This window comes from Streptomyces sp. NPDC050164 (genome assembly GCF_044459945.1).
GTDB lineage: Bacteria > Actinomycetota > Actinomycetes > Streptomycetales > Streptomycetaceae > Streptomyces > Streptomyces coeruleorubidus_A.
Genome location: NZ_JBITJK010000041.1, coordinates 21,858 through 42,560, shown reverse-complemented (window position 1 = coordinate 42,560; position 20,703 = coordinate 21,858). Strand labels below are relative to the sequence as shown.

General features: G+C 72.5%; 18 protein-coding genes. 14 read left to right on the top strand and 4 right to left on the bottom strand.

The annotated features are described in order from the left end of the window. Positions 1 to 149: 149 nt before the first annotated feature. From ispG to ACIBNA_RS36910, 4 genes are all read left to right on the top strand, one after another. Entirely contained in the window at positions 150 to 1,307 is a 1,158-nt protein-coding gene (gene ispG / locus ACIBNA_RS36925) for a flavodoxin-dependent (E)-4-hydroxy-3-methylbut-2-enyl-diphosphate synthase (RefSeq protein WP_030853172.1), read from the top strand. 203 nt (positions 1,308 to 1,510) lie between these two features. Further along, a complete protein-coding gene (locus ACIBNA_RS36920; RefSeq protein ID WP_399169579.1) occupies positions 1,511 to 2,359 on the top strand; it encodes a GNAT family N-acetyltransferase in 849 nt (282 codons plus the stop codon). 21 nt (positions 2,360 to 2,380) lie between these two features. Continuing rightward, on the top strand, positions 2,381 to 2,911 hold the full coding sequence (locus tag ACIBNA_RS36915) for a GNAT family N-acetyltransferase (protein ID WP_399169578.1): 531 nt from the start codon (positions 2,381 to 2,383) through the stop codon (positions 2,909 to 2,911). 107 nt (positions 2,912 to 3,018) lie between these two features. Further along, positions 3,019 to 4,719: a proline--tRNA ligase gene (locus ACIBNA_RS36910; protein WP_399169577.1), complete on the top strand. Its 1,701-nt coding sequence runs from the start codon at positions 3,019 to 3,021 to the stop codon at positions 4,717 to 4,719. 39 nt (positions 4,720 to 4,758) lie between these two features. Here the strand turns inward: ACIBNA_RS36910 and ACIBNA_RS36905 are convergent, their stop codons facing one another. Genes ACIBNA_RS36905 through ACIBNA_RS36895 form a run of 3 tightly spaced genes read right to left on the bottom strand, consistent with a single transcriptional unit; the run spans position 4,759 to position 6,698 of the window. Continuing rightward, the gene (locus ACIBNA_RS36905; protein ID WP_399169576.1) at positions 4,759 to 5,658 is read right to left on the bottom strand and encodes an aminoglycoside phosphotransferase family protein; all 900 of its coding nucleotides are present in this window, start codon (positions 5,656 to 5,658) and stop codon (positions 4,759 to 4,761) included. Positions 5,659 to 5,706: 48 nt separating this feature from the next. Continuing rightward, the gene (locus ACIBNA_RS36900; RefSeq protein ID WP_274820152.1) at positions 5,707 to 6,171 is read right to left on the bottom strand and encodes a ferritin-like domain-containing protein; all 465 of its coding nucleotides are present in this window, start codon (positions 6,169 to 6,171) and stop codon (positions 5,707 to 5,709) included. Next, a complete protein-coding gene (locus ACIBNA_RS36895; RefSeq protein WP_399169574.1) occupies positions 6,168 to 6,698 on the bottom strand; it encodes a hypothetical protein in 531 nt (176 codons plus the stop codon). The genes ACIBNA_RS36900 and ACIBNA_RS36895 overlap by 4 nt, the downstream gene beginning before the upstream one ends. A gap of 205 nt (positions 6,699 to 6,903) precedes the next feature. Here ACIBNA_RS36895 and rimP point away from each other — a divergent pair, with 205 nt between their 5' ends. From rimP to ACIBNA_RS36850, 9 genes are all read left to right on the top strand, one after another. Next, a complete protein-coding gene (gene rimP / locus ACIBNA_RS36890; protein ID WP_399169573.1) occupies positions 6,904 to 7,404 on the top strand; it encodes a ribosome maturation factor RimP in 501 nt (166 codons plus the stop codon). A gap of 2 nt (positions 7,405 to 7,406) precedes the next feature. Then, a complete protein-coding gene (gene nusA / locus ACIBNA_RS36885; RefSeq protein ID WP_399169572.1) occupies positions 7,407 to 8,405 on the top strand; it encodes a transcription termination factor NusA in 999 nt (332 codons plus the stop codon). Positions 8,406 to 8,507: 102 nt separating this feature from the next. Next, positions 8,508 to 8,804 (top strand): YlxR family protein, encoded by a 297-nt coding sequence (locus ACIBNA_RS36880; protein ID WP_399169571.1) that lies wholly within the window; start codon positions 8,508 to 8,510, stop codon positions 8,802 to 8,804. Positions 8,805 to 8,950: 146 nt separating this feature from the next. Further along, the gene (gene infB, locus ACIBNA_RS36875) at positions 8,951 to 12,070 is read left to right on the top strand and encodes a translation initiation factor IF-2 (protein WP_399169570.1); all 3,120 of its coding nucleotides are present in this window, start codon (positions 8,951 to 8,953) and stop codon (positions 12,068 to 12,070) included. A gap of 263 nt (positions 12,071 to 12,333) precedes the next feature. Next, complete coding sequence (locus tag ACIBNA_RS36870; protein ID WP_399169569.1) at positions 12,334 to 12,627, top strand: DUF503 domain-containing protein; 294 nt, start codon at positions 12,334 to 12,336, stop codon at positions 12,625 to 12,627. Positions 12,628 to 12,671: 44 nt separating this feature from the next. Next, positions 12,672 to 13,124 carry a 30S ribosome-binding factor RbfA gene (gene rbfA / locus ACIBNA_RS36865; protein WP_274820165.1) on the top strand — a complete coding sequence of 151 codons (453 nt, stop codon included), beginning with the start codon at positions 12,672 to 12,674 and terminating at the stop codon, positions 13,122 to 13,124. Continuing rightward, on the top strand, positions 13,121 to 14,026 hold the full coding sequence (gene truB, locus ACIBNA_RS36860) for a tRNA pseudouridine(55) synthase TruB (RefSeq protein ID WP_399169568.1): 906 nt from the start codon (positions 13,121 to 13,123) through the stop codon (positions 14,024 to 14,026). Before rbfA ends, truB begins: the two co-directional genes overlap by 4 nt. A 255-nt stretch (positions 14,027 to 14,281) precedes the next feature. After that, positions 14,282 to 17,782 (top strand): trypsin-like peptidase domain-containing protein, encoded by a 3,501-nt coding sequence (locus ACIBNA_RS36855; protein ID WP_399169567.1) that lies wholly within the window; start codon positions 14,282 to 14,284, stop codon positions 17,780 to 17,782. Positions 17,783 to 17,950: 168 nt separating this feature from the next. Next, the gene (locus tag ACIBNA_RS36850) at positions 17,951 to 18,904 is read left to right on the top strand and encodes a bifunctional riboflavin kinase/FAD synthetase (RefSeq protein ID WP_399169566.1); all 954 of its coding nucleotides are present in this window, start codon (positions 17,951 to 17,953) and stop codon (positions 18,902 to 18,904) included. A 210-nt stretch (positions 18,905 to 19,114) separates the two neighbouring features. Here ACIBNA_RS36850 and ACIBNA_RS36845 read toward each other — a convergent pair whose 3' ends face one another. After that, entirely contained in the window at positions 19,115 to 19,798 is a 684-nt protein-coding gene (locus tag ACIBNA_RS36845) for a TetR/AcrR family transcriptional regulator (protein ID WP_399169565.1), read from the bottom strand. A 107-nt stretch (positions 19,799 to 19,905) separates the two neighbouring features. Between ACIBNA_RS36845 and ACIBNA_RS36840 the strand changes: the two genes are divergently transcribed. Next, on the top strand, positions 19,906 to 20,616 hold the full coding sequence (locus tag ACIBNA_RS36840) for an NAD(P)-dependent oxidoreductase (RefSeq protein ID WP_399169564.1): 711 nt from the start codon (positions 19,906 to 19,908) through the stop codon (positions 20,614 to 20,616). Positions 20,617 to 20,703 lie beyond the last annotated feature (87 nt).

The window sequence follows — 20,703 nt, the reverse complement described above, 5'->3', positions numbered from 1 at the left end:
GCTCGGCATACTTTGTGCCGGGCCGCCTCTCATCGGGTGGCAAGGCGGGTGGGATGTGCCCGCGCCAGTGCATGTGCCGTAATCTCGAAGCTCGGAGCCCGCTGCTCACGGGACCGGACCTTGATCCACGACTTGGGGTTGCACAGCAGATGACTGCGATTTCTCTCGGCATGCCGTCCGTTCCGACCAAGCTCGCCGAGCGCCGGAAGAGCCGGCAGATCCAGGTCGGATCCGTGGCCGTCGGCGGAGACGCCCCCGTCTCGGTCCAGTCGATGACGACGACGCGTACGTCCGACATCGGCGCCACCTTGCAGCAGATCGCCGAACTCACCGCCTCCGGCTGCCAGATCGTCCGTGTCGCCTGCCCGACCCAGGACGACGCCGACGCCCTCGCGACCATCGCCCGCAAGTCGCAGATCCCGGTCATCGCCGACATCCACTTCCAGCCGAAGTACGTCTTCGCCGCGATCGAGGCGGGCTGCGCGGCGGTCCGCGTCAACCCCGGCAACATCAAGCAGTTCGACGACAAGGTCAAGGAGATCGCCAAGGCGGCCCGGGACCACGGCACCCCGATCCGCATCGGCGTCAACGCGGGCTCCCTCGACAGGCGCCTCCTCCAGAAGTACGGCAAGGCGACCCCCGAGGCCCTGGTCGAGTCCGCCCTGTGGGAGGCGTCCCTCTTCGAGGAGCACGACTTCCGGGACATCAAGATCTCCGTCAAGCACAACGACCCGGTCGTGATGATCGAGGCCTACAAGCAGCTCGCCGCGCAGTGCGACTACCCGCTGCACCTCGGCGTGACGGAGGCGGGCCCGGCCTTCCAGGGCACCATCAAGTCGGCGGTCGCCTTCGGCGCGCTGCTCAGCCAGGGCATCGGCGACACGATCCGTGTCTCGCTGAGCGCGCCCCCGGCCGAGGAAGTGAAGGTCGGCATCCAGATCCTGGAGTCGCTGAACCTCAAGGAGCGCGGCCTGGAGATCGTCTCCTGCCCCTCCTGCGGCCGCGCCCAGGTCGACGTCTACAAGCTGGCCGAAGAGGTCACGGCCGGCCTGACCGGCATGGAGGTCCCCCTGCGCGTCGCCGTCATGGGCTGCGTCGTCAACGGCCCCGGCGAGGCCCGCGAAGCCGACCTCGGCGTCGCCTCCGGCAACGGCAAGGGCCAGATCTTCGTCAAGGGCGAGGTCATCAAGACCGTCCCCGAGTCCAAGATCGTCGAGACCCTCATCGAAGAGGCCATGAAGCTGGCCGAGCAGATGGAAAAGGACGGCGTCACCTCGGGCGAACCGTCGGTGGCGGTAGCGGGCTGAGGTTTCCGGAGCCGCGGGTTGTCCCTGCGCCCTTTGGGGGCGCGGGGCTGTCGTCGATATGCGGCTCCGCCGCGTGGGCGCGACAAGCCACAACGGACCCGCACCCGCCAACAAACCGTTCCTCCCGAGCTCCAAGGCGCCCGGCCCAAGCAGCGCAGCTATAGTGCGGAGACCAGCAGACCCGAGTGTGTGAGGCCCCGCACGTGTTGACGCAGACCACCTCCCGGGTCCTCGAACCGAGCGACCTGGACGCCGCGCTGGCCGTACTCGACCGCGAGCCGGTCACGAACGCCTTCGTGACGTCCCGGGTGCAGATCGCCGGCCTCGACCCGTGGCGGCTCGGCGGAGAGATGTGGGGCTGGTACGAGGACGGCATGCTGACGTCCCTGTGCTACGCGGGCGCCAACCTCGTCCCGATCTGCGCCACTCCGCGCGCCGTCCGCGCCTTCGCCGACCGCGCCCGCCGGGCCGGCCGCCGCTGCTCCTCCATCGTCGGCCCGGCCGGTTCCACCGCCGACCTGTGGCGGCTGCTCGAACCCCAGTGGGGCCCGGCCCGCGACGTGCGCCGCCACCAGCCCCTCATGGTCACCGACCGCCTGCCGGACGGCATAGCCCCGGACCCCTACGTCCGTCGCGTCCGCAAGGACGAGATGGACAAGATCATGCCGGCGTGTGTGGCCATGTTCACCGAGGAGGTCGGCGTCTCCCCGCTGGCCGGCGACGGCGGCCTGCTCTACCAGGCCCGCGTCGCCGAACTCGTCGGCTCCGGCCGCGCCTTCGCCCGCTTCGACGCCGACGGCAAGGTCGTCTTCAAGGCCGAGATCGGCGCCGCCACCGACCGCGCCTGCCAGATCCAGGGCGTGTGGGTCGCCCCCGAATACCGGGGGACCGGCCTGGCGGCCCCCGGCATGGCAGCGGTCCTGCGCTACGCCCTGGCCGACGTCGCCCCGGTCGTCAGCCTCTACGTGAACGACTTCAACACGGCGGCCCGCAGGACGTACCAGCGAGTCGGCTTCCGGGAAGTCGGCGCCTTCATGAGCGTGCTGTTCTGACCCCCCTGTAGGCTCCCCGCCATGGACCTGGTGATCGGCCCCCTCGACCTCTCCGCCCACGTCGACGAGGCCCTGGCCGTCCAAGCCGTAGCCTTCGGCCTCGGCCCCGACGAAGTCGCCGTCCGCCGCCAGATCGTCCTGCGCCACATGACCTACCCGGGCGCCAGGGCCCTGGGAGCCAGCACCGCCGAACGCCTGGTGGGTTTCGTCTACGGCATGCCCAACGACCGCACCCACTGGTGGTCCACGGTCGTGGAGCCGTACCTCAGAGCGAACCACGAGGACCACTGGCTCGACGACGCCTTCGTGATCACCGAACTGCACGTCCACCCCGCCTACCAGAACCGCGGCATCGGACGCTCCCTGATCACCACGATCACCGACGGCGCCGCCGAACCCCGCTCGATCCTCTCCGCGATCGACACCGAGAGCCCCGCCCGCGCGCTCTACCGCTCGCTGGGCTACCGGGACCTCGCCCGCCAGGTCCTCTTCCCGAGCGCCCCGAAGCCGTACGCGGTGATGGGCGCCCCGCTCCCGCTCCTGCGCCGCTAACCGATTTCCACCGTCCGGTACCCCCCGGATAACCTCCTGCCATCACTCTCCCCCACTCTCGGCTTCGCTCGAGCGGGGGGACCCCCATCAGCAGGAGCAGAAAAGCCATGGCGAACGTACCGGTCCAGCGCATGTCCCAGTTGTTGGCGAAGACGTTGCGCGACGATCCGGCGGACGCCGAGGTCCTCAGCCACAAGCTCCTCGTCCGCGCCGGATACGTGCGCCGCACCGCTGCCGGAATCTGGAGCTGGCTGCCGCTCGGCAAGCGGGTCCTGGCCAACGTGGAGCGCATCGTCCGCGAGGAGATGGACGCCATCGGCGCCCAGGAGGTGCTGCTCCCCGCCCTGCTGCCGCGTGAGCCGTACGAGGCGACCGGCCGCTGGGACGAGTACGGCCAGGAGCTCTTCCGCCTGCAGGACCGCAAGGGCGGCGACTACCTCCTCGGCCCCACCCACGAGGAGATCTTCACCCTGCTGGTGAAGGACCAGGCGTCCTCCTACAAGGACCTGCCGGTGATCCTCTACCAGATCCAGAACAAGTTCCGCGACGAGGCCCGCCCCCGCGCCGGCATCCTGCGCGGCCGCGAGTTCCTGATGAAGGACTCCTACTCCTTCGACACCGAGGACGAGGGCCTCGCCCGGTCCTACGCGCTGCACCGCGAGGCCTACGAGAAGATCTTCGCGCGCCTCGGCCTCGACTACCGCATCTGCGCCGCCACCGCCGGCGCGATGGGCGGCTCCAGGTCCGAGGAGTTCCTCGCCCCGGCCGAGGCCGGCGAGGACACCTTCGCCGACTGCCCGAACTGCGACTTCGCCGCCAACACCGAGGCGGTCACGTACGAGTTGAAGCCGGTGGACGCCTCGGACGTCCCGGCCGCCGAGGACATCCCGACCCCGGACACCCTGACCATCGAGACCCTCGCCGCCTTCCTCGGCGTCCCGGCCTCGGCCACGCTGAAGAACCTCCTCGTCAAGGTCGACGGCGAGATCGTCGCCGTCGGCGTCCCCGGCGACCGCGAGGTCGACATGGACAAGGTCGAGGCGCACTTCGCCCCGGCCGTCGTCGAGCTGGTCACCGAGACGGACTTCGCGGCCCGCCCCGAGCTGGTCCGTGGCTACGTCGGACCGCAGGGCCTGGACAAGGTCACCTACCTCGCCGACCCGCGTGTGGCCCCCGGCACGTCCTGGATCACCGGCGCCAACAAGGCCGGCACGCACACGAAGAACGTCGTCGCGGGCCGCGACTTCGAGGTCGACCAGTACGTCGACGTCGTGGTCGTACAGGAGGGCGACCCCTGCCCGAAGTGCGGCACGGGCCTCGTGCTCGACCGGGCCATCGAGATCGGTCACATCTTCCAGCTGGGCCGCAAGTACACCGACGCGCTCAAGCTCGACGTCCTCGGCCAGAACGGCAAGCCGGTCCGCGTCACCATGGGCTCCTACGGCGTCGGCGTCTCCCGCGCGGTCGCGGCCCTGGCCGAGCAGACGGCCGACGACAAGGGTCTGTGCTGGCCCCGGGAGGTCGCCCCGGCCGACGTCCACGTGGTCGCCGCCGGCAAGGCCCTCCAGACCGAACTGGCCCTCGACATCTCCGGGAAGCTGGCCGCCGCCGGTGTCCGCGTCCTGGTCGACGACCGCCCCGGTGTCTCCCCGGGCGTCAAGTTCACGGACTCCGAGCTGATCGGCGTACCGCAGATCCTGGTGGCCGGCCGGCGCGCGGCCGACGGCGTGGTGGAACTGAAGGACCGCCGCACCGGCGAGCGCGAGGAGCTGACGGTCGAGGAGGCCGTCGCCCGGCTCACGGCCTGAGTTCCCGTGCCCTGTGAGCGCTCCGGCCCTCCGGAGCGCTCACAGCCAGCCCGCGAACTCCAGCAACAACTCGGCATCCCGCGGCCGGCCGACCCGCCCCGCCCGCACACCCGACTCCACGGCCCGGAACAACGTCCACCCCCGCAACCGCTCCTGGTCCACATCGAGCGACTCCGCGAGCCGCTTGACCCGCCGACGGGTCGTCGCCGCACCGGAGGGCTGGGCGATCAGGTCCTCCACCCGGTCGCGGACCAGCCGGGCCAGATCGAACGCGCACTCGCCGACCACCGGGTCGGGGCCCACGGCCAGCCACGGCATCCGATCCCCGGAGAGCACCTTGCTCTGCCGGAACGTGCCGTGCAGCAGCCGGTGTTCGGGCGGCGCGGCCAGCAGCTCCTCACGTGCCGCGAGCGCCAGGCCGACCAACGGGGCCACCTCGGGATCGGCCTGCGCCCGGGCCCGCATCGCCTCGGCCTGCCGCCCGGTCCGCTCGGCCACGGTCTCGAAGGGAAAGTCGGCAGGCGGCTCCACCCACAGCCGCCGCAGCGTCCCCGCCGCCTCCAGCAGCGCCTTCGCCTCCGGCAGCGACCGCACCGACACGTCCGGATGCAGCCGCTCCAGCAGCAGTACGCCCGTGGACGTGAAGGGGTCGAGCAGCTGTACGGCCCCCCGCCCGCCCCAGTGCGCGAGCGCGGCCCGCTCCGCCTCCGGGCGAGCCCGGCCCGGCGCCAGCTTCAGCACGGCGGGTGTTCCGTCGGCCGTCCGCACCAGCACGACCAGGCTGCTGCGCCCGCCGGGCACCTGCACCCGCTCCACGGTCAACTCGCGTAGCGCGACGGCCTGCTGCGCCGCCTCGGGCAGCTTCTCCAGCCAGTCGTCACCTTCCGGTGCCGTCTCACCGAGCGCCCTGACCAGACGCTTCGGCGGTTCGAAAGCCATGCGCGAGTCGTTCCCTTCGTGCTGTCCGCGGTGCGTGCCCTGCCCGGGTCACGCCGTCGGCGCCGCCAAGGGCGGGGCCGTGCCGGCCCGCTCGGCGAGCCCAGGGAAGGCTACGCTCTCGCCGCGCCAGCGCACCGCCCGCACCGCCGCCTCCCGCAGCGCCTCGGCGGCCAGGGCCCGCCGGCCGCCGCCCGCCGCGCGCACCAGGTCCGAGTAGACCGCGGCCACCCGGTCCTCCAGCTCGGCGGCGAGCCGCACGGCCGCCGCCGCGTCCGGCACCGGGAACGGCAGGGCGTACCCGGCGGCCGCCGCCACGGGCCTGCCCCCCAGGTCCTTCACCTCGCGCACCAGCGCGTCCCGGCGCGCCCGGTGCGCGTCGTACGCCGTGCGTGCCTCGGCGCGCTGCCCGTCGCCGATCCGCCCGCCGACCACGCCGTAGCCGTACACCGCCGCGTGCTCGGCCGCCAGCGCCGCCTGGAGGGCCCGCAGCTCCCGGTCCTTCGCCTCGCTCACGCGCCACCCTCCGTCAGCAGATACACGTGCGCCGCCCCGGCCGCCGCCACCGAGGCCAGCAGCCGCGCCAGCTCGCCCGGCGCGTCGAGCAGCGCCTTGGCCCGCCGGTCGGCGAGCTCCCGCTCCGCGGCGGCGAGGCCGGCGAGTGCGTCCTTGTCGTCGCCCGGTACGGCGGCGGCCGAGGGGGAGGCGGCAGCGGAAGAGGGAGAAGAGGGAGACGCCTTCCGGCCGGGTCCCGCTCCGAAGGCCTGCGCATGCCCTACGGCCGCCTCCCGCAGCGGCCGCAGCCGCTCGGCGAGCCCCGGGTGGGCGGCGATCACGGCGTCGTACCGCTCCACCAGCCCCTCGCTGTCCCGCGCCGCACGCGCGCGTGCCCGCCGCTCCGCCGCCGACGGGCCGTCCTCCGGATCGCCTCGGTCCTCGCCGCCGGCGGTGCAGCCCGCCAGGACGAGGGCCGCCGGACCGACGGCGAACAGAGTCCTTCTGCGCGGCCCCGAGCGGGCACGCGGCGATGAGGGGAACGGCACGTCAGACGTCCTCGGGGGCTCGTACGAGAAAGAAGCGACTCAAAGGGCTGAACGCCCTTGATCACGGTACCCGGGCCCCCGCCCAGGACCACTCAGCGGCACCGTTCGTCACCGGGTGGACGGCAACACACCCCGCGACCGGATACCCTTTGACCAGACACGCGACCCATCCCACAACAGCACACGCGGCCGAGGAGTCACCCGGATGAGCACCACCCAGAGCGAGAGGCTGCGAGAACTGCTGGAACCGCTCGTCACATCCCAGGGCCTGGATCTCGAAGAGATCGAAGTGGACTCCGTCGGGCGCAAGCGTGTGCTGCGCGTCGTCGTCGACTCGGACACGGGCGCCGACCTGGACCAGATCGCCGATGTGAGCCGCGAGCTCTCGGCGAAGCTCGACGAGACGGACGCGATGGGCAACGGGGAGTACACCCTCGAGGTCGGCACCCCGGGCGCGGAGCGCCTCCTCACGGAACACCGGCACTACGTCCGCGCCACGGACCGGCTGGTGAAGTTCCAGCTGGCCGAGGGCGGCGAGCTGGTCGCCAGGATCATCGAGGTCGACGACGAGGGCGTCGACACCGAGGTGCCCGGAGTCAAGGGCCGCAAGGCCACCGCGCGCAGACTCGCCTTCGACGACATCGTCCGGGCGCGCGTCCAGGTCGAGTTCAGCCGCAAGGACAACAAGAAGGAAGAGGAGGCGTAGCCGTGGACATCGACATGAGTGCCCTGCGGGGCTTGGTTCGGGAGAAGGAGATCTCCTTCGACCTGCTGGTCGAGGCGATCGAATCGGCCCTCCTCATCGCCTACCACCGCACCGAGGGAAGCCGCCGCCACGCGCGCGTGGAGCTCAACAAGCAGACCGGCCATGTGACCGTGTGGGCGAAGGAGGACCCCGACGACCTCGAGGAGGGCCAGGAGCCCCGCGAGTTCGACGACACCCCCACCGGCTTCGGCCGCATCGCCGCCACCACGGCCAAGCAGGTCATCCTGCAGCGCCTGCGCGACGCCGAGGACGACGCGACGCTCGGCGAGTACGCCGGCCGCGAGGGCGACATCGTCACCGGCGTGGTCCAGCAGGGTCGCGACCCGAAGAACGTGCTCGTCGACATCGGCAGGCTCGAGGCCATCCTGCCGGTGCAGGAGCAGGTGCCGGGTGAGACGTACCCGCACGGCATGCGGCTGCGCAGTTACGTCGTCCGGGTGGCCAAGGGCGTCCGCGGCCCGTCCGTGACGCTGTCCCGTACGCACCCCAACCTGGTGAAGAAGCTCTTCGCCCTGGAGGTGCCGGAGATCGCCGACGGATCCGTGGAGATCGCCGCGATCGCCCGTGAGGCCGGTCACCGCACGAAGATCGCCGTACGGTCCACCCGGTCCGGCCTGAACCCCAAGGGCGCCTGCATCGGCCCCATGGGCGGCCGCGTGCGCAACGTGATGGGCGAGCTGAACGGTGAGAAGATCGACATCGTCGACTGGTCGGACGACCCGGCCGAGATGGTCGCGAACGCGCTGTCCCCGGCCCGCGTCTCCAAGGTGGAGATCGTGGACATGGCGACCCGGTCGGCCCGCGTGACCGTGCCCGACTACCAGCTGTCCCTGGCCATCGGCAAGGAAGGGCAGAACGCCCGCCTCGCGGCCCGGCTGACCGGCTGGCGGATCGACATCCGGCCGGACACCGAACCGGCCGCGGACCGGACCGGGGAATAGATCCAAGCCGCGGGTCGTTCAGATCACGACAGGTTCGGGCGCGGCAACTGTTCGAATCCTGCCCCAAAGGGGTGAGGCGCCTACGGGGAGGTAGACTTAACGGTGTCTGGCCGGACGCGCACCCGGGCATGCCCTGAACGCACCTGTGTGGGGTGTCGGGAGCGAGTGGCCAAGGCCGATCTGTTGCGGATCGTGGCGATCGAGGGCGCATGTGTCCCTGATCCACGCGGTACGCTGCCCGGCCGGGGTGCGTATGTGCATCCCACACCGGTCTGTCTTGACCAGGCGGTTCGCCGCCGGGCGTTCACGAGGGCACTGCGCGCCCCGGGAGCGCTCGACACAAAGGCGTTGCGCCGATACGTCGAGCAGACAACAGTTGCCGATCAGGCAACACGGTAAGAACGTGCCGCACGGAACCCCGTGCGGTGTAGGTACCTCGCGAGTCGAAAGCAGGTCGAGATTGCGATGAGCACTCGATGAGTACGCGATGAGTACGCCCATGAACTAGCGACGGTCCGGCTTCACCCGGACCTCAAAGGAGCGAAGTGGCTAAGGTCCGGGTCTACGAACTCGCCAAGGAGTTCGGTGTAGAGAGCAAGGTCGTCATGGCCAAGCTCCAGGAGCTCGGTGAATTCGTCCGTTCGGCGTCTTCGACCATCGAAGCGCCCGTTGTACGCAAGCTGACGGACGCCCTCCAGCAGGGCAACGGAGGCGGCAAGCCCGCCCCCGCCCGCAAGGCTGCCCCGGCGAAGCCGGCAGCCCCCTCTCCGGCGCAGGCTGCCCGTCCGGCCGCCCCGCGCCCGCCGGCCCCCAAGCCGGCAGCCGCCGAGAAGCCCGCGGCTCCGGCCGCACCGGCCACTCCCGGCCCCCGTCCCACCCCGGGCCCGAAGCCCGCGCCGCGGCCCGCCCCGGCGTCCCCGGCTCCGACCACGCCCGAGTTCACGGCACCCCCGTCGGCTCCCGCCGCACCGGCCTCCTCGCAGGGCCAGGGCTCCGGCCCGCGTCCGGGCGCTCCTCGTCCGGCCGGCCAGGCGCCGCGTCCGGGTGCTCCGCGCCCGGGTGGTTCCGGTCAGGGTGGCCAGGGCCGTGGTGACCGTGGCGACCGTCCCGGCGCTTCGCGTCCGGGTGGCGGCGCCCCGCGTTCCGGTGCCCGTCCGGCGGGTCCCCGTCCGGGCAACAACCCGTTCACCTCTGGTGGCTCCACCGGCATGGCGCGCCCGCAGGCGCCCCGTCCGGGCGGTGCCCCGCGTCCGGGCGGCCCCGGTGCCCCCGGCGGCGCCCCGCGTCCGCAGGGTCAGGGCCAGGGCCAGGGCGGTCCCCGTGCCCAGGGTGGGGCGGGCGGTCCTCGTCCGCAGGCTCCGGGCGGCGCGCGTCCCACGCCGGGCGGTATGCCCCGTCCGCAGGGTGGCGGTCCGCGTCCCGGCGGCGGTCCCGGCGGTCCGCGTCCGAACCCCGGAATGATGCCGCAGCGTCCGGCTGCCGGTCCGCGTCCCGGTGGCGGTGGCCCCGGTGGCCGCGGTCCCGGTGGCGGCGGTCGTCCCGGTGGTGGCGGCGGCGGTCGTCCGGGTGGCGGCGGCTTCGCCGGCCGTCCCGGTGGCGGTGGCGGCGGTTTCGCCGGTCGTCCCGGTGGTCCCGGTGGCGGTGGCGGCGGTTTCGCCGGCCGTCCGGGTGGTCCCGGTGGCGGCGGCGGTCGTCCCGGCTTCGGTGGCCGTCCCGGTGGTCCGGGCGGTCGTGGTGGCACGCAGGGCGCCTTCGGTCGTCCCGGTGGTCCCGCGCGTCGTGGCCGCAAGTCGAAGCGGCAGAGGCGCCAGGAGTACGAGGCCATGCAGGCCCCGTCGGTCGGCGGTGTGATGCTGCCTCGCGGCAACGGCGAGACCGTTCGCCTGTCGCGCGGTGCGTCGCTCACCGACTTCGCGGAGAAGATCAACGCCAACCCGGCGTCGCTCGTCGCGGTCATGATGAACCTCGGCGAGATGGTCACGGCCACGCAGTCCGTCTCCGACGAGACGCTCCAGCTCCTCGCCGACGAGATGAACTACACGGTTCAGATCGTCAGCCCCGAGGAGGAGGACCGCGAGCTCCTGGAGTCCTTCGACATCGAGTTCGGCGAGGACGAGGGCGACGAGGAGGACCTGATGGTCCGCCCGCCGGTCGTCACCGTCATGGGTCACGTCGACCACGGTAAGACCCGGCTCCTCGACGCCATCCGCAAGACGAACGTCATCGCGGGCGAGGCCGGCGGCATCACCCAGCACATCGGTGCCTACCAGGTCGCGACCGAGGTCAACGACGAAGAGCGCAAGATCACCTTCATCGACACCCCGGGTCACGAGGCGTTCACCGCCATGCGTGCCCGTGGTGCGAGGTCGACGGACATCGCGATCCTGGTCGTCGCGGCCAACGACGGCGTCATGCCGCAGACGGTCGAGGCGCTCAACCACGCCAAGGCGGCAGAGGTCCCGATCGTCGTCGCGGTCAACAAGATCGACGTCGAGGGCGCCGACCCGACCAAGGTGCGCGGTCAGCTGACCGAGTACGGTCTGGTGGCCGAGGAGTACGGCGGCGACACGATGTTCGTCGACATCTCCGCCAAGCAGGGTCTGCACATCGACTCCCTGCTGGAGGCCGTGGTCCTCACGGCCGACGCCTCGCTCGACCTGCGGGCCAACCCGAACCAGGACGCGCAGGGCATCGCGATCGAGTCCCGTCTCGACCGCGGCCGCGGTGCCGTGTCGACGGTCCTCGTCCAGCGCGGCACGCTGCGGGTCGGCGACACCATGGTGGTCGGCGACGCGTACGGCCGGGTCCGGGCGATGCACGACGACAACGGCAACCTCGTCACCGAGGCGGGCCCGTCGACGCCGGTTCAGGTCCTGGGCCTGACCAACGTCCCGGGTGCGGGCGACAACTTCCTCGTGGTCGACGAGGACCGTACGGCCCGTCAGATCGCGGAGAAGCGTGCCGCTCGCGAGCGCAACGCGGCCTTCGCCAAGCGCACGCGCCGCGTGTCGCTGGAGGACCTGGACAAGGTGCTGAAGGCCGGCGAGGTCCAGCAGCTGAACCTGATCATCAAGGGTGACGCTTCCGGTTCCGTCGAGGCACTCGAGTCCTCCCTGCTCCAGCTGGACGTCGGCGAAGAGGTCGACATCCGCGTCCTGCACCGCGGCGTCGGTGCGGTCACGGAGTCCGACATCGACCTGGCGATGGGCTCGGACGCCATCGTGATCGGCTTCAACGTGCGCGCCGCCGGGCGTGCGCAGCAGATGGCCGAGCGCGAGGGCGTGGACGTCCGCTACTACTCGGTCATCTACCAGGCGATCGAGGAGATCGAGGCGGCCCTCAAGGGCATGCTCAAGCCGGAGTTCGAGGAGGTCGAGCTCGGTACGGCGGAGATCCGCGAGGTCTTCAAGTCGTCCAAGCTGGGCAACATCGCGGGTGTTCTCATCCGCTCCGGCGAGGTCAAGCGGAACACCAAGGCCCGCCTCATCCGCGACGGCAAGGTGGTCGCGGAGAACCTCAACATCGAGGGTCTGCGTCGCTTCAAGGACGACGTCACCGAGATCCGCGAAGGGTTCGAGGGCGGTATCAACCTCGGCAACTTCAACGACATCAAGGTCGACGACGTCATCGCGACGTACGAGATGCGCGAGAAGCCGCGGGTGTGACACCCACGGCGCCCTGACCGGCCGACGCGGCACCGCCGCGTCGGCCGGCTGGCCGTTTGCCTCTCCTGCGGAGCCGCCTCGGCGCCCCGCCGGGGTCTGGGGCGGAGCCCCAGGGGCAGTGCCTCCTGGCCAACCATGTCGGGCGGGTGGGCGGGCAAGGGAAAACCCCGTCGAGCCACCGGCAGGCACGCGGTACCGTTCTTGATGTCCCTGTCCCAACCGCAGGGCCATCGATCCCGTACCGGCGGGTCATCCGGATACACATGTACGTGGGGACGCTGTCCTTCGACCTGCTTCTCGGCGACGTACGGTCGCTGAAGGAGAAGCGCTCCGTCGTCCGCCCCATCGTCGCCGAGCTCCAGCGCAAGTACGCGGTGAGCGCGGCCGAGGTGGATCACATGGACCTCCACCGCAGGGCCGTCATCGCCCTCGCGCTTGTGTCCGGCGACGCGGCGCACGTGAGCGATGTACTCGACCGGTGCGAACGGCTGGTCGCCGCCCGCCCCGAGGTGGAGCTGCTGTCCGTCAGGCGGCGCTTCCACGGCGAAGACGACTGACGAACCGAGAACGACCCAGACAGGAAAGAACGGGAGACGGACCAGTGGCCGACAACGCGCGGGCCAAGAGGCTGGCGGACCTCATCCGGGAAGTGGTGGCCCAGAAGCTGCAACGCGGGATCAAGGACCCGCGGCTCGGCTCTCACGTCACCATCACGGACACGCGGGTCACGGGTGATCTGCGGGAGGCGACCGTCTTCTACACCGTGTACGGGGACGACGAGGAGCGGAACGCGGCCGCAGCCGGTCTGGAGAGCGCCAAGGGCATCCTGCGCTCCGAGGTCGGCCGGGCCGCCGGTGTGAAGTTCACGCCGACCCTGACCTTCGTCATGGACGCCCTCCCGGACACCGCCCGGAACATCGAGGACCTCCTCGACAAGGCGCGCCAGTCCGACGAGAAGGTGCGCGAGGCGTCCGCGGGTGCGAAGTACGCCGGCGACGCCGACCCGTACCGCAAGCCGGACGAGGACGACGAGACGGACGACACCGCCGAATGACCCAGAAGCACACCGCGCCCGACGGCCTCGTCATCGTCGACAAGCCGTCGGGCTTCACTTCGCACGACGTCGTCGCCAAGATGCGCGGCATCGCCAGAACGCGACGCGTCGGGCACGCCGGCACCCTGGACCCGATGGCGACGGGCGTCCTCGTCCTCGGCGTCGAGAAGGCCACGAAACTCCTCGGCCATCTCGCACTGACCGAGAAGGAGTACCTGGGCACGATCCGGCTCGGGCAGAACACCCTCACCGACGACGCCGAGGGGGAGATCACCTCCTCGACGGACGCCTCCGAAGTCACCCGCGACGCCATCGACGCCGGCATCGCCAAGCTGACCGGCGACATCATGCAGGTGCCGTCCAAGGTCAGCGCCATCAAGATCAACGGCGTGAGGTCCTACAAGCGGGCCAGGGAGGGCGAGGAGTTCGACATCCCGGCCCGGCCCGTCACGGTCTCCTCCTTCGGCGTGTACGACGTCCGGGAGGCCGTCGCCGAGAACGGCACGGCCGTACTCGACCTGGTCGTCTCGGTCGTCTGCTCCTCCGGCACGTACATCCGGGCCCTGGCCCGCGACCTGGGCGCCGACCTCGGCGTCGGCGGGCATCTCACCGCCCTGCGGCGCACCCGTGTCGGCCCCTACAAGCTGGACGCGGCCCGCACCCTCGACCAGCTCCAGCAGGAGCTGACCGTGATGCCGGTCGCCGAGGCCGCCGCCGCCGCGTTCCGCCGCTGGGACGTCGACGCCCGGCGCGCCCGGCTGCTCACCAACGGCGTACGGCTGGACATGCCCGAGGAGTACGCGGGCTCCGGCCCCGTCGCCGTCTTCGACCCGGGGGGCCGCTTCCTCGCCCTCGTCGAGGAGCAGCGGGGCAAGGCCAAGAGCCTGGCCGTCTTCGGCTGACAGCACGCCGGGACCGTCCGCCCGTGGAGCGGCGACCACGGGGTACCTCCACTGCCGCCGCTCCACGGTCCCCCCTCGGTTCCCCCACCCCTAGGGTGTATCCAGCCGCCCCACTTCGTTCACCCGTCCGTGCAGGCGCTCGGAGTGAACCGGGGGAGCGGAAGGGGGCGCTTTCGCCGAGCGATCTGTCCCGCTGATCATCTCGCCCCTACCGTCGCACACGAAGGGCACGGGTGTACGGCGGGAGGCTCGACGATGACGTCGCGGAACCGGACCCGGGAGACGGACGGCAGCGCACGAGGCTCCCTGGACCGCCCCGGAACAGCAGAGCAGACGACCGAGGGAACCGACGGCGGGGCATCCGGCCCCGTCCTCGTCCGCGTCCACGACCACGCCGGCCGCCCCCGCGGCACCGGCTTCCTGGCCGACCGGCACGGCACGCTCGTCACCAGCCACGAGGCGGTCGACGGCCTGCCCCGGCTCGTCCTGTACGGGGCGGGGGACCGCCGCCGGGTCGTGTCCGCCGACGCGGTGACCGCGCTGCCCGCGCTCGGCCTGGCCCTCGTACGGACCGAGGGCCTCGGTGTGCCGCCGCTGCCCGTCACCGTGCGGGGCGGGGCCGGGACGGGCGCCTATGTGCGGATCGCCGCCGGCGGCTGGCGCGAGGCCCGGGTGCTGGGCTCCACCGCCGTGACGTACACGGCCGCGCACCGCCTCCACCGCCTCGACGGCGCGCTGGAACTGGCGGTCGGCACGGCAGGGCGGGACGCGCTGCGGCTGGGCGGCGGGGCGGCCGGCGGCCCGGTGCTCGACGCCGCGACCGGCGCCGTCGTCGGTGTCCTCGGCACCGCGCTCAGCTCCGACCACAGCGACGTCGGGTTCGCCGTACCCCTGCATTCCCGGGTCCTCGGCGCGGCGACCCCGCTCGCCGGGCTGCTCGCCGAGAACGCGGCGACGGTCCCCGCGTACGGCGCCGACCTCAACCTGGCCGGAGTGCTGGAGCTGACCGGCACCGCGGTGGGGCTGGACGGCCCGCCCGGCGGCACGGGGCTCCCGGAGCCGGTCGAACGGGCGGCTGTCGTGGCCGAGTTCAGCGCGTTCGAGGCAGGCCCGGCGGCCGTACTCGGCCTGGTCGGGGCGCCCGGCAGCGGTCGTACGACGGAACTCGCGGCGCTCGCCGCGCGCCGGGCCCGCAGCGGGTATCCCACGCTGTGGCTGCGCGGCTGCGAACTGCGGGACGACGACGCCTCGGTAGCCGACGCGGCACGCCGGGCGCTGACCCGGGCCGCCCATGCCGTGGCCGCGTCCCGGTCCCGTTTCCTGCCGACCGACCTGGGCGACACCACGCCCGAGCGCCTCACCCGTCTCGCCGGTGCCCTCGGCCGGCCCCTGCTGCTGCTCCTCGACGGCCCGGAGGAGATGCCCCCGACGCTGGCCCGCCGCCTGGCCGACTGGAGGGAGGGGACGGTGCGGTGGCTGCGGGAGACGGGCGTGCGGCTGGTCGTGGCGTGCCGGGCGGAGTACTGGGAGGGAGCGGGATTCCCGGCGGAGGTCCTGCACCGGCCGGCCGGTGCCGAAGAGTGGCCCGCGTGTGTGCGGCTCGGCGACCTCACCGAGGACGAGGCCCGGCAGGCCCGCCTGCGCCACGGCATCCCCGAGAGCGCCCTCGTCGACACCGACGCCCGGCACCCATTCACCCTGCGACTGCTCGCCGAGATCCGCGACGCCCTCGGTGTCTGCGACGGCCCGGAAAGCGCCGGTGCCCCCGACAGTCCCAACGGCCTGTGCGCCACCGTCGGCCGCGACGACGTCTTCGCGGCCTACCTGGACCTGATGTCCCTGCGCATCGCCCTGCGCCTGGCCGCCGGGAACGGCCTGTGCGGCGCGGCCGTACGCCGACTGGCCGCCAAGGTCGCCGGGCAGGTGCACGAGGCGGCCCGGCGCGGCCTCGGACCGGGGCTGGGCGATCTGGACCGGGAGTCGTTCGAGACGGTGTTCCCGTGGGGGGCCGCACCGGCGCGGCTCGGCGGCGGCACCGGCTGGGCGTCGGCCGTCCTCGCCGAGGGCCTGCTCGTGCCCGCCGGAGCCGGTTACCGCTTCGCCCACGAGGAGCTCGCCGACTGGCTCCAGGGCATGCACCTCGACCTCGACGAGGCCCTGCACGCTCTCGTCCACCGCCGGCAGGACGCGCAGTGCGACCCCGTCCCGCACCACCGCATCGGGCCCGTCGTGCAGGCCCTGCTGTTCCTCGCCCGCCAGCACGGCACCGGCCAACTGGCTGCCAGGCTGGCGGACCTGGTGCACGCCCTGGACGCCGCTCCACGGTCCTGGTGGGCCCCCCGGCTGCTCGCCGGGACCCTGTCGGCCGTACCGGAGGCGACGCCGTACACGGAGGTGCTGCGGCTGCTCGCCGACCGGATCGTGGCCTGGCGGCGACAGGACAGGCCCGTGCCGGAGGAGGTCGGGCCCGCCTTCTGGGCCGGCCTACGGCTGCCGGAGGACGAGCGGTTCGCGCTGCTGAGGCGGCTGGTGCACGCCGACGGCCCGCCGTGCGAGGCCGGTCCCCGGTTCCTGGACACCGTCGCGCGGTTGCTGGCCGCCGACCCCACCGCCGTACAGCCGCTGCTGGCCCGCTGGTTCGACGACGAGCAGCCGCTGCCGGCCACCCCGCACGCGACCGTGGCCACGGCCGCGCAGGCACTGCTGCACACCCACCGGCACGGCGCCCTGGACGACTTGGCGGACGTGCTCGTCGACCGTGCGCACCGCAGGGCCGACGAGCTGCTCGCCGTGCTGGCCGAGGAGGAACCGTCGGCGGTGTGCCGGGCCGTCGACCGGTGGGCGCGCGACGATCGGCCGGCGCGACGCAGTGCCGCGGTGGCGCACGGCCTGCGCGTCGCGCCGCGGGTGAGCGCCGGGGGCGATCGCGCCCTGCTGCGCTACGCGGCTCTCACCCTGCTCGCCCGCCCCGCCGACCGGGCCTTGCACGGCGGCGCCCTCGCCCTCCTCGTCCAGGATCCGCATACCCGGGCCCGGTATCTGCCGCGGGCGCTTGAGCACTTCGCGGCGGGCGACCCGCACCTCCCGCCGGACGCGCCGGCCGCCGCTCTCCTCACCCACCCCGAGCCGGTCCTCGGCGCCTTCGCGGTGCGGCTGGAGCGGCCGGACGCGGAGGAGGCGCTGCGGGCGCTCGCCGGCGCAACCCCGCCCGGCCTGGCCCGGCGGGTCGCCGTGCTGGTGGGGCAGGCGGCACAGCGGCGGCCGGAACTCGCCGGGCACGTGGCCGCGTACGTGGACCAGCGGCTCGACCGGGGCCCTGCCGCCCGAGCCGTGCTCCTGCCGCTGGTCACCGGCCTGCTTCAGGGCGGCCCGGTGCGGCTGCGGTGCGCCCTCGCCGCGGTCCTCATCCCGCCCGGCATCCCCGCCTCCGGCCCGCTGCGCCGCGAACTGCGCGAGGTGCTCCTGGCCCGCGAGCAGGACATCGACGTCCTGGACGCGCTGCTGCACGCCGCCGCCCGGAACGGCGGTGACGACCTGCGCGACCTCGTCTGCCGCATCGGACTGCTCCTGGCGCGCACCCCGGAGGGCGCCGGCCGCTTCGACCGTGCCCTGGTCGACCTCGGCCGGCAGATGCCCGGCTTCGCCGCCCGCGTGGCCCGCTGGCTCGCCGACGCGCCCGAGGAGTGGGCGGCGCTGGTCGGGCCGAGCGCCCACCGGACGATCGAGAACCTGGCGGGCGTACACGTCCCCGCCTGAGGGGATCCCGCGCAGGCCGGAGGGGACCGCGGCGTCGTGCGCCCTGTCACAGCCCCCATGCCGATGCGGGCCGCAGGCACCGGGCATGGCACCCTTAGACCTGCGTACGAGGCAACCAGGACAACCACGGACACGGGTTCGACGAGCTTTCGACAAGGAGCAGGCACAGTGCAGCGCTGGCGTGGCTTGGAGGACATCCCCCAGGACTGGGGGCGCAGCGTCGTCACCATCGGCTCCTACGACGGAGTCCACCGCGGACACCAGCTGATCATCCGGCATGCCGTGAACCGCGCCCGGGAGCTGGGTGTGCCCGCCGTCGTCGTCACCTTCGACCCGCACCCCAGCGAAGTCGTCCGCCCCGGCAGCCACCCGCCGCTGCTCGCCCCGCACCACCGCCGCGCCGAACTCATGGCCGACCTGGGCGTGGACGCGGTGCTCATCCTGCCCTTCACGACCGAGTTCTCGCAGCTGTCCCCGGCCGACTTCGTCGTCAAGGTCCTCGTCGACAAGCTGCACGCCAAGGCCGTCGTCGAGGGCCCCAACTTCCGCTTCGGCCACAAGGCCGACGGCAACGTGGAGTTCCTTGCCGCGCAGGGCAAGACCTACGACTTCGAGGTCGAGGTCGTCGACCTGTACGTGACCGGCGAGGCGGGCGGCGGTGAGCCGTTCTCCTCGACGCTGACCCGTCGTCTGGTCTCCGAGGGCGACGTCGAGGGCGCCGCCGAGATCCTGGGCCGTCCGCACCGGGTGGAGGGCGTGGTCGTCCGGGGCGCCCAGCGCGGCCGCGAACTGGGCTTCCCGACCGCCAACGTCGAGACGCTGCCGCACACCGCCATCCCCGCGGACGGTGTCTACGCCGGCTGGCTGCACGCCCAGGGCGAGGCGATGCCGGCCGCGATCTCCGTCGGCACGAACCCGCAGTTCGAGGGCACCGAGCGCACGGTGGAGGCGTACGCCATCGACCGGGTGGGCCTCGACCTGTACGGCCTCCATGTCGCCGTCGACTTCCTGGCGTTCGTGCGGGGGCAGGCCAGGTTCGACACGCTGGACGCCCTGCTGGAGCAGATGGCCGAGGACGTCAAGCGCTGCCGGGAGCTGGTGGCGGCGGCCGAGTCCGCCTAGGGCCTGTCGTTTGGATCACGTCGCAGACGCGGGGTCTGGCACGCACCTCTGCGGCGTTGTCGTCGGTTGCCGACGCTCCGCGTCGACGCCCTCCTCCGCCTTGCAGAGGTACGCACCAGACCCCGCTCGCCGGCACCGAGCAGAACAGTCGCTTCCCTGCGACCTGATCCAAACGACAGACCCTAGCGTCCCTGGCCGTCCGCGTACTCGCTATGCGCTCGCGGCCTCGTCCGGGTGGAGGGCATCCAGGATGAGGGTGAGGCCGAAGGCGAACTCGTCGGCGTAGTCGTAGCCCGGCTTGAGGACGTGCTCGGTGGCCAGTTCGGTGAGGTGGGGGTAGGTGTCGGCGGGCATGTCGCGCAGGATGGCGCCCGCGACCTCGTCCAGCTCCGCCGCGCCTTTGAACGGCAGGCTCAGCTCCTGGAGCACGAAGCCGTACAGGTAGCTGTCGATCAGCGAGACCGCGTGCGCGGCCATGGGGACGGAGAATCCTCCGGCGCGCAACGTCCCGATGACGGCGTCGTGATGGCGCAGGGTCGCGGGGCCGGGCTGGGAGCGGGAGTCCATGAGACCGACCGCCCAGGGGTGACGCCGCAGGACGGCACGGGCGGAGTCCGCGCGGTGGCGCAGGGCACTCTTCCAGTCCATGTCGCGCGGCGGTAGGTCGATCTCGCCGAACACCGCGTCCACCATGCCGTCGAGGATGTCCTCCCGGCCCGCGACGTGGTGGTAGAGCGACATCGCCTCGACGCCCAGCGGTTCGGCGATGGCCCGCATGGTGAGCGCGGCCGCCCCCTTCTCGTCCGCCACTGCCACCGCCGTGCGGATCACGCGCTCGCGACTGAGCGGAGTGCGCTCCGACCCCCTCCGCCGGCCCTTGTTCCCCTCGCCCATCCAGGCCCTCCTCCTCGCTTCCCTCAGTGCTCCCTTGACCGCCTTACAGCATAAGGCTAGCTTGCCTTACAATATAAGGTTGGCATCCCGGCGAAGGGGGCTGCGCCATGAACACGGATCACGTGAAGAAGGTCTGCATCATCGGGGCTTCGGGGAAGCTCGGGCAGTACATGGTCGGGCACGCGCTGGAGCGCGGCTACGAGGTGGTCGGGGTGTGCCGGGAGCGCAGCGTGCCGAAGCTGGTCGCGTTCGAAGGCCGGATCACCGTCGTCCCCGGGCCCACCGACGACCCGGAGGTGATCCGGCGGGCGGTCGCCGGGTGCGACGGGGTGCTGACGGTTCTGGTGCCGTGGGGTGTGCGGCAGTACGCGTCGGGCACGGCGCAGGCGGTGCTGGACCACGCACGGCCGGGCGCGCGCCTGGTCTTCTCCTGCGGCTGGCACATCACGCGCGACGGCAAGGACAGGTACTCGCGGCTGTTCACCCTGGGGGTCCGGATCGCCGCCGTGCTGGGCAAGCTCGTCCGCGCCGTCGAACTCGACGACCAGGTCGAGGCGTGCCGACGGGTGTTCGCCAGCGGCACCGCGTGGACCGTGGTGCGCGGCAGCTCCCTGGAGGAGGGCGAGAGCCAGGGCCTGCCCGTGTGGAGCCGGCGTGTGGGCGACCCGGTACTGGCCAGCAACCTGACGCGCCGGGTGGACTTCGCGCTGTTCATGGTGGAGGCGCTCACCGACGACACGCTCGTCCAGGAGGCCCCGGCGATCGTCGGCTGCCGAACCCCCAGCGCCCTCGCCCACGCCGGAGGGCCGCGCGTTTAGGGCCTGTCGTTTGGATCAGGTCGCAGACGCGGGGTCTGGCACGCGCATCTGCGGCGTTGTCGTCGGTTGCCGATTCCCCCACGCTCG